Origin of the sequence: Sphingopyxis fribergensis, from assembly GCF_000803645.1 — a bacterium.
GTDB lineage: Bacteria > Pseudomonadota > Alphaproteobacteria > Sphingomonadales > Sphingomonadaceae > Sphingopyxis > Sphingopyxis fribergensis.
Map to the genome: position 1 here is coordinate 1,171,534 of NZ_CP009122.1, position 8,968 is coordinate 1,180,501.

Annotated in this window: 13 protein-coding genes; 8 read left to right on the top strand and 5 right to left on the bottom strand. The window is 63.8% G+C overall.

What is annotated here, in order from left to right:
* The first annotated feature begins 19 nt into the window (after nucleotides 1-19).
* Complete coding sequence (locus tag SKP52_RS05540; protein ID WP_039572648.1) at nucleotides 20-472, top strand: potassium channel family protein; 453 nt, start codon at nucleotides 20-22, stop codon at nucleotides 470-472.
* A gap of 11 nt (nucleotides 473-483) precedes the next feature.
* Here the strand turns inward: SKP52_RS05540 and SKP52_RS25975 are convergent, their stop codons facing one another.
* Entirely contained in the window at nucleotides 484-732 is a 249-nt protein-coding gene (locus SKP52_RS25975) for a hypothetical protein (protein WP_148309034.1), read from the bottom strand.
* On the opposite strand from SKP52_RS25975, the gene SKP52_RS05545 reads away from it, so the two are divergent.
* The 3 genes from SKP52_RS05545 to SKP52_RS05555 all read left to right on the top strand — a co-directional run bounded on the left by SKP52_RS05545 (nucleotide 712) and on the right by SKP52_RS05555 (nucleotide 3,194).
* Nucleotides 712-1,524, top strand: coding sequence for a universal stress protein (locus tag SKP52_RS05545; RefSeq protein WP_039572651.1), 813 nt, complete (start codon nucleotides 712-714; stop codon nucleotides 1,522-1,524). The genes SKP52_RS25975 and SKP52_RS05545 overlap by 21 nt on opposite strands.
* Nucleotides 1,525-1,977: 453 nt before the next feature.
* The gene (locus SKP52_RS05550) at nucleotides 1,978-2,775 is read left to right on the top strand and encodes a universal stress protein (RefSeq protein WP_039572654.1); all 798 of its coding nucleotides are present in this window, start codon (nucleotides 1,978-1,980) and stop codon (nucleotides 2,773-2,775) included.
* A complete protein-coding gene (locus SKP52_RS05555) occupies nucleotides 2,775-3,194 on the top strand; it encodes a response regulator (protein ID WP_052207860.1) in 420 nt (139 codons plus the stop codon). Before SKP52_RS05550 ends, SKP52_RS05555 begins: the two co-directional genes overlap by 1 nt.
* Before the next feature lie 54 nt (nucleotides 3,195-3,248).
* Here SKP52_RS05555 and SKP52_RS05560 read toward each other — a convergent pair whose 3' ends face one another.
* Complete coding sequence (locus SKP52_RS05560) at nucleotides 3,249-3,446, bottom strand: hypothetical protein (protein ID WP_039572657.1); 198 nt, start codon at nucleotides 3,444-3,446, stop codon at nucleotides 3,249-3,251.
* Between the two features lie 662 nt (nucleotides 3,447-4,108).
* Between SKP52_RS05560 and SKP52_RS05565 the strand changes: the two genes are divergently transcribed.
* The 3 genes from SKP52_RS05565 to SKP52_RS05575 all read left to right on the top strand — a co-directional run bounded on the left by SKP52_RS05565 (nucleotide 4,109) and on the right by SKP52_RS05575 (nucleotide 6,668).
* Entirely contained in the window at nucleotides 4,109-5,656 is a 1,548-nt protein-coding gene (locus tag SKP52_RS05565; RefSeq protein WP_407695102.1) for a PAS domain-containing sensor histidine kinase, read from the top strand.
* Nucleotides 5,646-6,260 carry a response regulator transcription factor gene (locus SKP52_RS05570; protein WP_039572660.1) on the top strand — a complete coding sequence of 205 codons (615 nt, stop codon included), beginning with the start codon at nucleotides 5,646-5,648 and terminating at the stop codon, nucleotides 6,258-6,260. Before SKP52_RS05565 ends, SKP52_RS05570 begins: the two co-directional genes overlap by 11 nt.
* A 72-nt stretch (nucleotides 6,261-6,332) precedes the next feature.
* Nucleotides 6,333-6,668, top strand: coding sequence for a LuxR C-terminal-related transcriptional regulator (locus tag SKP52_RS05575; protein WP_228383833.1), 336 nt, complete (start codon nucleotides 6,333-6,335; stop codon nucleotides 6,666-6,668).
* A gap of 30 nt (nucleotides 6,669-6,698) precedes the next feature.
* Here SKP52_RS05575 and SKP52_RS27445 read toward each other — a convergent pair whose 3' ends face one another.
* Both SKP52_RS27445 and SKP52_RS05585 read right to left on the bottom strand, forming a co-directional pair.
* Entirely contained in the window at nucleotides 6,699-7,037 is a 339-nt protein-coding gene (locus SKP52_RS27445) for a TraR/DksA family transcriptional regulator (protein WP_081997217.1), read from the bottom strand.
* Complete coding sequence (locus SKP52_RS05585; protein ID WP_039572668.1) at nucleotides 7,034-7,282, bottom strand: YdcH family protein; 249 nt, start codon at nucleotides 7,280-7,282, stop codon at nucleotides 7,034-7,036. Before SKP52_RS05585 ends, SKP52_RS27445 begins: the two co-directional genes overlap by 4 nt.
* Before the next feature lie 278 nt (nucleotides 7,283-7,560).
* Here SKP52_RS05585 and SKP52_RS05590 point away from each other — a divergent pair, with 278 nt between their 5' ends.
* Nucleotides 7,561-8,250 carry a Crp/Fnr family transcriptional regulator gene (locus tag SKP52_RS05590; RefSeq protein WP_039572672.1) on the top strand — a complete coding sequence of 230 codons (690 nt, stop codon included), beginning with the start codon at nucleotides 7,561-7,563 and terminating at the stop codon, nucleotides 8,248-8,250.
* 7 nt (nucleotides 8,251-8,257) lie between these two features.
* Here the strand turns inward: SKP52_RS05590 and SKP52_RS05595 are convergent, their stop codons facing one another.
* On the bottom strand, nucleotides 8,258-8,929 hold the full coding sequence (locus SKP52_RS05595) for an OmpW/AlkL family protein (protein WP_039572675.1): 672 nt from the start codon (nucleotides 8,927-8,929) through the stop codon (nucleotides 8,258-8,260).
* Nucleotides 8,930-8,968: the final 39 nt, after the last annotated feature.

Sequence of the window (8,968 nt, forward strand, 5' to 3'; positions counted from 1 at the left end):
TGCGCGCCGAAGCAAGATCATGACCCTTTTTTCGCAGCTCGTGCTCGCAACGCTCCTCGTTGCGGCCACCGTTATCGTCCATCTGACCGGTCTGGCGCTTCTGCTGGCGGTTCTACGCCGCTATCGCCGGGCATCCGGCCGGTTGATGATGGTCCTGCTCAACAGCGCCGCCATTCTTGTCGCTGCTTTTGGCCTCTTTGCTCTTCACTCCATCGAAATCTGGATCTGGGCCGGAATCTACGAATGGTTGGGGGCCTTCGCCGATTTTGAGCATGCGCTTTACTTCTCGACCTCGACATATGTAACAATCGGCTATGGTGATGTCGTGCTTCCACCCGGGATGCGGATCCTGGGAGCGATCGAAGGCGCGAGCGGGATCATCCTGATCGGCTGGTCCACCGCCTTTTTCTTCTCGATTGTCGATCGCATGAAGCTTCTCGAGCGTCATTTCGAAAGCGATCATTCGCAATAGCCGACCGGATTTTAGCGGCGTAGGCACCTTTGAACGCAGCGTGTGGAACAAGCGTTCGCAAGCCAATCGGCCGCCAGAAATGAAACCGCGACCATCATGGCTTCGAGGCGGTCCATCACGGTGTCGATATCGGCGCTGGCAATATCCCTCAATTCCGGGCTGGCCCTTAGCTTGATCTGCATCAATGACTTCGCCGCGCCGTGCGCCTCTTCTCGGGATAGTCCGAAGAGGAGACAATCATGCGAAACCTGCTCGTTCATGCCGATGACAGCCCTGCGATGGCGGCGCGGCTCGAGAGCGCTCTGGCGATTGGCCGGCGGCATCGCTCGCATATCACCTTGCTTGTGAGCTCACCCTTCCAGCAATTTGTTGCGAGCGACCCCTTTGGCGGCATGTATCTGGCGCGCGAGGCACTCGCCAAGTCCCAGCTGGCTGCAACCGAGCTTGTCGAACGGCTGAGCGAACAGATGCGCGGGGAAGATGTTCCATGGGATATATCGGTGGGCGATGGCGAACTTGTCGGCACGCTCGCGATCGCGGCGACCTTGGCTGATCTCGTGATTGTCTCGCTCGGCGCCTCCGGTGGGAAGCGCACGGGTGCCTCCCAAATGATGGCGGGCGATCTGGCCATGATGGTCCCGGCGCCCGTGCTGGCGCTGCCCGAAACGCAGGACGTAGTCGACCTCGATACCCCGGCGATGGTCGCGTGGAACGGAAGCCTCGAGGCGGCGAACGCCCTCAGGCAGGCGGTGCCGCTGCTTCGCGATTCCAGCAGTGTCGTCCTTGTCACGGTCGGAGCCGACGAGGGGCGCATCGATGCCGAAGACGCGCTGCGCTACCTGTCGCGCCACGGCATCCACGCCATCTTGCGGGCCGAGGAGCGGCGCGGTGTGACCGTCGAGGAGGCGCTCGAACGCACCGCGCGCGACCTTGGAGCCGGGCTGATCGTCATGGGTGCTTTCGGTCACAGCCGCCTCCGTGAGACCTTCTTTGGGGGCGTCACCCGATATCTGCTCGACGCTGCGCATACGCCGCTGCTGCTCGCGCACTGAGGCGCCGCCTGTACGGACTATTGCGTAGAGCCTGTTGGCGGTCGCGACCCTAGACGGGCGATAGGGATGGCCACCGGTGCGCCGGGCGCGCCGTCCCCGGCGAGGCAGGTTGGGGACTGCCTCGCCGCTATCATTCCCCTGTCCACTAAACTGCCCTTCGGGGAAGCGGCCGCCATGGATCCCCTTGGGCGGCCGCTTTTTTGCGCTGAATCACGGCGCTCCCAGCAACGAGCCCTTACGGACATCTGCTTAGAGACCGGCGCCGCGCGAGACAGTAGGAAAACGGGCCGTCAGACGGTGCGCCTCCTTGCGGTTGGCGCCCTCGCATAGCGATTTACCACCTTCCGCTGCGGCCGCCCGGTATGTCTGGCGGTCGTTCTTTTATCCGTATCTTTGCGCATATCGGCGATGCGCGCGCGATCTTAGCCTCACCCGGTCGCAATGGAGTTGGCCATGAAGAACATCCTTTTGCTGGTTCACCAGGATCGTGGACAGGAAGCGCGCCTGCAAGCCGCGCTCGATCTCACGCGCGCGCTGGGCGGACATCTCGCCTGCCTCGATGTCACCCCCTATCCGCTCATGGCCGCCGACACGCATTTCGGCAGCGCGGAGGCGGTCGTGGTGCGCGACGAAACCGAATCCGAAGCGAGGAATCGCGCCTTCTTGTCCGACCGGCTGGCACGCGAAGATGTGAGCTGGAGCCTGACCGACACGATGGGTGACATGGCGAGCGCGCTCCTCGACGTCGCCGATCTCGCCGATCTGATCATTCTCAACCGGGCTCTTGACGACTTTCCCTTGCCCGACATGCGCGGGATAGTCGGCCGCCTCGTCATGCGCGCGCATATTCCCATCCTTGCAGTGCCGCAGACCCTTCAACGCTTCGACATCGCTCGCGCGCTGATCGCCTGGGACGGGAGGCCGGCGGCAGCGGCCGCGCTTCGCGCAACGGTGCCTTTGCTGGCGCTTGCCGAAGAGGTCCAGATCTTCGTAGCCCGCGAAGCTGATTCCGGTCTCGATCCCGAGCAGGCGGCCGCCTATCTCTCTCGGCATGGCGTCCATGCGACGGTGCGGATCGTCGACAAGGCGGGCGCGCCAGCCGATCGACTAATTGCCGAGGAAAGCTCGGCATGGCGCGCCGACTATGTCGTCATGGGCGCATATGGCCACGGGCGGCTCCGCGAAACCTTTGGCGGGGTCACGCAGCATTTGCTGGCCGAAAGCAAATGTCCGCTTGTCCTCTGTCACTGATGTCGTCGATCCATAACCTCGAGCCGAACGCGGTGCCGCGGATCCTGATTGTCGAAGATGACCCCGGGGTACGCCGCTCGCTGCTGCTCCTGTTCCAGGGGCGCGGCTATTATGCGAAGGCGCATTCGACTGCGGACGCAGCACTCGCCGACGCGGGCGCATTTAATCCGGACTGCCTTGTCATCGATTATCAGCTCGGCAGCGGCAATGGCATTGGGCTGATTTCGGCCCTTCGCTTCGCAGGCTGCTCGGCCCCTGCGATCCTGATCTCGGCTTTTGGATCGGCGGATCTGGCACAGCGCGCCGGGGCTGCAGGGTTCGCGCAGATTTTTGACAAGCCGCTCCGCGCACACCGGCTCCTTGCGGCCATATCAAGCCTCCTCGGCGAGAAAAGCCGCGTTTTGCAGGGCCGCTCCTAAGGCTTCGCGCCGAAGCTCCCGCCATGTTAATCGCCAAGAGCAGCCAGTATGCGGTCAATCCGGACATTCGGGCGGCACGGCCTCGGGGTGGCTGTCCGGCATGACGGGGGCTTCGCTCGGCGAGCGCATCGGCTGATTGTCGGGGGCCGGCGCCGGCTGCTCGGGAAAACTCTTGTCGGGGCGCTCCGCGGGCTCGCAATCCGGGCATTCGGGTAGGCGCCGCGGCGCTGCGGCGCTCGGGATCTCGGTCACAACATTTCCTTTAGTAGTCGGGCGCATTCACCAAGATCGGCCCGGATCGAGTTCAATTTGGCGGTCATTTGTTCGGCATAGTGGCTCCTGTGTCAGCGCCCGGTTCCATAATGAAGCGGTCTCGACCGGCGTTGACCCACGCACCATGTTCTTGGCGGCAGCGCGCGCCTATCCGTAATACCCCGCATCGGCAGCGCGACACGAGGACGCCATAGTGGGCGCGCGGGCGATCGACGACGAAGCTGGTCGTATCGCGGCGGGTGAAATGCGCTTATGAGTCAAGCGGGGGGCAGGCACGCGGCAGCGCGGGGCCGATCCTCGCGCGAACGGAGGCCGCGGGACTGATGGCGAAAGAGCAGGGATCTTTTGCGACGCGTCTGTCGATCGCTTTGGCGATCGTCGCAGCGGCGGCTTCGCTGCGCGCAATTCTCGATCCCTGGCTTGGCAGCAATTCTCCTTTCCTCGTCTTCACCCTTGCGGTCGTCGCCGCTTCGGTCATGGCCGGATCGCTTGCTGCGGCCATCGCGATCCTGCCCTCCTTGCTCTTCGGCATCTATTTTGCGGACGATCGAGGTTTTGTCATGGTCGAGGCAACGACCTTTGTCTTGACCGCAGCGGGGATCGTCGTGCTTGCGGAAGGAGTGGACCGCATGCGCGGCCGCATGCGACTGAGCGAAGGGCAGGCGGCGCGCCGCGCGGCCGAGGCCGACCGATTGTCCGAGGAACTGAACCTGTTGATAGACGGCGCGCAGGGCCACGCCATCTACCTGCTCGATCCCGAAGGCGTGGTGACGATCTGGAACAAGGGCGCCGAACGCCTCAAGGGCTGGACCGAGGCCGAAGTCATCGGACGCAACGCGGCGATTTTTTATCCCGCCGATGCGATCGCGAGCGGGAGGCCCGCTCAGGACCTGTTGCACGCCGCGCGCGACGGCCGCTTCGAGGCCGAGGACTGGCGCGTTCGCAAGGACGGTTCGGAATTTCTGGCCGACGTGTCGATCACAGCTCTGCGCCAGCCGGATGGCAGCTTGCGCGCCTTTGCCAAAATCGTCTCCGACATTACCGCGCGCCGCGCGACGGAAGAGTCGCTCCGCGCGCGCGAAAGCCATTTGCGGTCGATCCTCTCGACCGTCCCCGATGCAATGGTCGTGATCGACGACCAGGGCTTGATCGTGTCGTTCAGCGCGGCCGCCGAGAGGCTCTTCGGCTACGCCGAAGCCGAGTTGCTCGGGTCCAATGTCAGCCGCTTGATGCCGCAGCCCGACCGAGGGCGGCACGACACCTATATCGGCCGCTATCTCGCAACCGGTGAGAAGCGTATCATCGGTATCGGGCGGGTGGTGTTTGCCGAGCGTAAGGACGGATCGACCTTCCCCATGGAGCTCTCGATCGGCGAAGCGGCGGGCGAGGGGCAGCGGCTCTTCACCGGCTTCATCCGCGATCTGACCGAGCGCCAGAAGACCGAGCAACGCCTGGAATCGCTGGAGTCCGAGCTCATCCATGTATCGCGCGTCAGTGCGATGGGCACGATGGCGTCGACGCTCGCGCATGAACTCAACCAGCCGATCACCGCCGTCACCAATTATGTCGAGGCGATCCGCGACTTGCTGGCCGTGCCCGACCCCGAGGATCTGACGATGATCCGCGAGGCGCTCGACGACACCGCGAAAGAAGCACTGCGCGCTGGCCATATCGTGCGGCGCCTGCGCGACTTCGTCGCGCGCGGCGATGTCGACAAGACGATCGAAAAATTGCCTCTGCTGATCAACGAAGCGGCAGTTCTGGGCTTGATGGGCGCGCGCGAAAAGGGCGTCGAGCCCTTTTTCGATCTCGACCCCTATGCCTCGCCGGCCCTTGTCGACAAGGTCCAGATCCAGCAAGTTCTAATCAATCTCATTCGCAACGCCGTCGAGGCGATGGCCGACAGCCCGGTCCGCAAGCTCAGCGTCATCAGCCGGCTTGACCCGCCGGGGTTCATCCGCGTGATTGTCGCCGACACCGGACCGGGGGTCGATCCGCTTATCGCCGAGCAGCTCTTCACCGCGTTCGTCAGCACAAAGGCGGAGGGCATGGGGCTCGGCCTCTCGATCTGCCGGACGATCATCGAGGCCAATGGCGGCCGCATCTGGATGGAGCCGGGTGCGGCCGGCGGCGCCGAATTTCATTTCACGCTGATGAGCGCCAACGCGGAGGAACGCGATGACGGATAGAAAATTGGTCCATATTGTCGACGACGAGGAAGCGATCCGTCGTTCGGCGAGCTTCATGCTCAAGACATCGGGCTACGCCGTCGAAACCTGGTCAACGGGTGCGGCCTTTCTGCGCGAAGTCCGGCACGCCGCCGAGGGGTGCATCCTGCTCGATGTGCGCATGCCCGAAATGGACGGGCTCGAGGTGCAGCAGGCGCTACTTGATCGCGGCGTGACGATGCCGGTGATTGTCCTCACCGGGCATGCCGATGTGTCGATTGCGGTGCGCGCGATGAAGGCTGGCGCGGTCGACTTTCTCGAGAAACCCTTCGAGAAGGCCGTCCTGATTGCCGCGATCGAAACGGCTTTCGGGCGCATGGCCGCCGCCGACGGCGCGGTGGCGCGCGCCGTCGAAGCGGAGGTCATCCTGGCGGTGTTGACCCCGCGCGAGCGCGAGGTGCTCGACGGTCTCGCGCAGGGCCTGCCGAACAAGACCATCGCCTACGACCTCGGCATCTCGCCGCGCACCGTCGAGGTCCACCGTGCCAATCTCATGGCGAAGCTCGACGTCCGCAGTCTCTCCGACGCCTTGCGCCTTGCCTTCGCCGCGGGGCTTGGTGCCTGACCTATCGGGATATTACGTAGCGACCGCGGCGTTCCCGCTGCCTAAGTCATGGAGGCGAAGGGATGGAAAGCCATGGCGAAGACGGGCGAGCACGGGCGCGGAGGCAAGGCGCTTGACGCAGGTGGATCGCTGCGCGCCGCGGTCGCGCCGAGCGCCGAGCGCAAGGTCGGGCCGGTCGCTGGTTCCATTGACCATCTTACCTATCGGGAATGCGAAGTGCTCGAAGCGCTGGTGCGAGGCCTTACGAACAAGCAGATCGGCATCGAGCTGGCGATCAGCCACCGGACTGTGGAGGTCCATCGTGCCCGCTTGATGCGCAAGCTCGGAGCGCCGACGCTGGCGGCGCTGCTCGCCGCAGTCTTGCCACAGCGGACCATGCTCGAAAGCCTGCTGCGCCTGCCGCGCTGAGTTGCGCCCGCCTCGGGACGAACGATACGGTCAGGCGTGGCCAGCGATATGATCGCTACAAGCGATGCAGCGCGCGGCTTCGGGCACGGCAACCAGCCTTGCCTCCTCGATATCCTCGCCACACGCGGTGCAGATGCCGTAGCCGCCCGCGTCGATCCGCGCGATCGCGAGACGGATACGTGCCATCTCGGCAACCGTAACTTTTTCGAGCGAGTCTCGGGCTTCATCATCTTCGCGTTCGACGGCCTGTTCGGCGAAATCGGCAGCGACCGGCTCGCGCCGGCTGACTTCAAGGCGCTCGACTTGGTGGGCTAAGGCGACGAACCGCGCCGCGAGGCGAGCGCGTATGGCCTGAAGGTTTCGTGTCATGCCGCTTCGTGCGCCGCTACCAGCGCGGCAACCTCGTCGAGCAGCTGCAGCCGCTGCTTTTTTAGCGCCTCGACCCTTTGGTCAGATGCAGCGACGAGGCCGTCCTCGATGCGCTGTATCTCGAGCGTGACGTCGTGATGCTGTTCGGCCAGCGTGCGAAAATGCGCGTCCTGAAGCTTCAACGCGTGGAGTGCCGGACCTTGGCCGGGAAAGAGGGAGTGGAGATCATGACCCGTTTCGCTCATTTTTTCATCCTTTCTTGTGGCGTTTCTTCGCCAGCGGTTGCGTCCTGCTGTCCCCACAAGAGGGGCTCGAGACCAGAATCTGTGCGTGCGATCGCGGCGCTTGTCGTTACGCAAATGACCGTAAGCAGCGTCGCGGAGCGCGCCTGCTGCAGGACATACGTACTATTCCCGACTCCGCATGTGCTGTGATCGCTCTAGTGGGAGCATCTTGAACCGGCCCTCGATCCACTCCAAACCTCTGGACCTGGACGGCGACCGTCAGACGCAAGGGCCTGCAAATGAGCGATTGTTCGACCTGCATCGTGCGCAACCGCGCGATCTGCGCGAGCCTCAACGCCGAGGAGCTTGCTATCCTCGGCAAGATGGGGCGGCGCCAGCGGGTAAAAGCCGGGCAAACGCTTCTATGGGAAGGTGATGACGCGCCCGTTGTCGCCAATGTTCTCGCGGGCGTTCTCAAGCTCGCGGTGTCGACGGCCGACGGCCGCGAGCAGATTGTCGGGATCGTCTTCCCGTCCGATTTCATCGGCCGGCCCTTTGGCAAGGAAAGTCCTTATAGCGTTACCGCGATGACCGACGCCGATGTCTGCATTTTCAATCGCAACAGCTTCGACGCCTTCGCCGGCACGCATCTCGACCTCCAGCAGAAATTGCTCCGCCGGACTCTCGACGAACTCGATCGCGCGCGGCACCGGATGATGCTCCTTGGCCGCAAGACCGCGTCCGAAAAAGTCGCATCCTTTTTGCTTGAAATCTCCGAACGTCTCTCGGGTTATGGCTGCGCGCCGGAGCGTCATGGGCGTTTCGAGCTCCCCTTTGGCCGCCAGCAGATTGCTGACATTCTCGGGCTTACGATCGAGACCACCTGCCGCCAGCTCACGCGAATGCGGTCGGACGGCGTTCTCGATCTCCCGTCCCGCCGCGAGGTCGTGATCAACGACCGCGCGGCAATGGAGGCGATGGCCGGTTGACCGGCCATCAGAAGCGGAAGGCTACGCCGGCGCTGATCACCCACGGATCGAGCTGGTGCTTCGTGCGCAGCACCTCGGTCGTTCCGGCAAACCAGTGCGCGGTCGAGCGGATGAAATAGCGCTTTGCATCGACGGTCACGGCCAGCCCGTTCTGATTGACCGGGATATCGACCCCTGCCTGCAGCGCGAATCCCAGCGAATCGCTCATCTTCTGGCGCGTCGCGCCCAACGCAACTGCGGTCGCGCCGGGCTTCTCATCGATGAAGATGAAGTAACTCGGACCGGCGCCGACATAGGGCTGGATCCCGCCGTCCTTCCCGAAATGATATTTGACCGTCAGCGTCGCGGGAACGATATTCGCGTTGGACACCAACCCCGCTCCGGCGAGCCCGCCGCGCCCGACGACATCATGCTGCGTCACCCCGGCGATCGTCTCGAGCGAGATATTGTCGGCGACGAAATATTCGATCGCAACCGTCGGCACGACATTGTCATCGGCCTTGGTTTGCGTCCCAGCCGGAAGCCCGATCAGGTCGAGCTTCACATCCTTGATCTTGCCGTCGGGCGCGACATAGGTGCCCACCAGCTTGACCTGGATGTCGCCGCCCTTGGCGGCGGCCTGCCCCGGGATCGCCAGCGCAACCGCCAGTGCGGCGAGGGAGAGAGTCTTCGTCTTCATGGGTCTTGGCTCCTTGCGTTGATGAGAGGCTCTCTGGAC

Excerpts from the sequence above, each read along its gene's own strand:
- SKP52_RS05570 (WP_039572660.1), top strand. The coding sequence starts at position 5,646 with ATGACGGATAGAAAATTGGTCCATATTGTCGACGACGAGGAAGCGATC.
- SKP52_RS05590 (WP_039572672.1), top strand. The coding sequence starts at position 7,561 with ATGAGCGATTGTTCGACCTGCATCGTGCGCAACCGCGCGATCTGCGCG.
- SKP52_RS05550 (WP_039572654.1), top strand. The coding sequence starts at position 1,978 with ATGAAGAACATCCTTTTGCTGGTTCACCAGGATCGTGGACAGGAAGCG.
- SKP52_RS05565 (WP_407695102.1), top strand. The coding sequence starts at position 4,109 with ATGCGACTGAGCGAAGGGCAGGCGGCGCGCCGCGCGGCCGAGGCCGAC.
- SKP52_RS05585 (WP_039572668.1), bottom strand. The coding sequence starts at position 7,282 with ATGAGCGAAACGGGTCATGATCTCCACTCCCTCTTTCCCGGCCAAGGT.
- SKP52_RS05555 (WP_052207860.1), top strand. The coding sequence starts at position 2,775 with ATGTCGTCGATCCATAACCTCGAGCCGAACGCGGTGCCGCGGATCCTG.
- SKP52_RS27445 (WP_081997217.1), bottom strand. The coding sequence starts at position 7,037 with ATGACACGAAACCTTCAGGCCATACGCGCTCGCCTCGCGGCGCGGTTC.
- SKP52_RS05595 (WP_039572675.1), bottom strand. The coding sequence starts at position 8,929 with ATGAAGACGAAGACTCTCTCCCTCGCCGCACTGGCGGTTGCGCTGGCG.
- SKP52_RS25975 (WP_148309034.1), bottom strand. The coding sequence starts at position 732 with ATGAACGAGCAGGTTTCGCATGATTGTCTCCTCTTCGGACTATCCCGA.
- SKP52_RS05575 (WP_228383833.1), top strand. The coding sequence starts at position 6,333 with ATGGCGAAGACGGGCGAGCACGGGCGCGGAGGCAAGGCGCTTGACGCA.
- SKP52_RS05545 (WP_039572651.1), top strand. The coding sequence starts at position 712 with ATGCGAAACCTGCTCGTTCATGCCGATGACAGCCCTGCGATGGCGGCG.
- SKP52_RS05540 (WP_039572648.1), top strand. The coding sequence starts at position 20 with ATGACCCTTTTTTCGCAGCTCGTGCTCGCAACGCTCCTCGTTGCGGCC.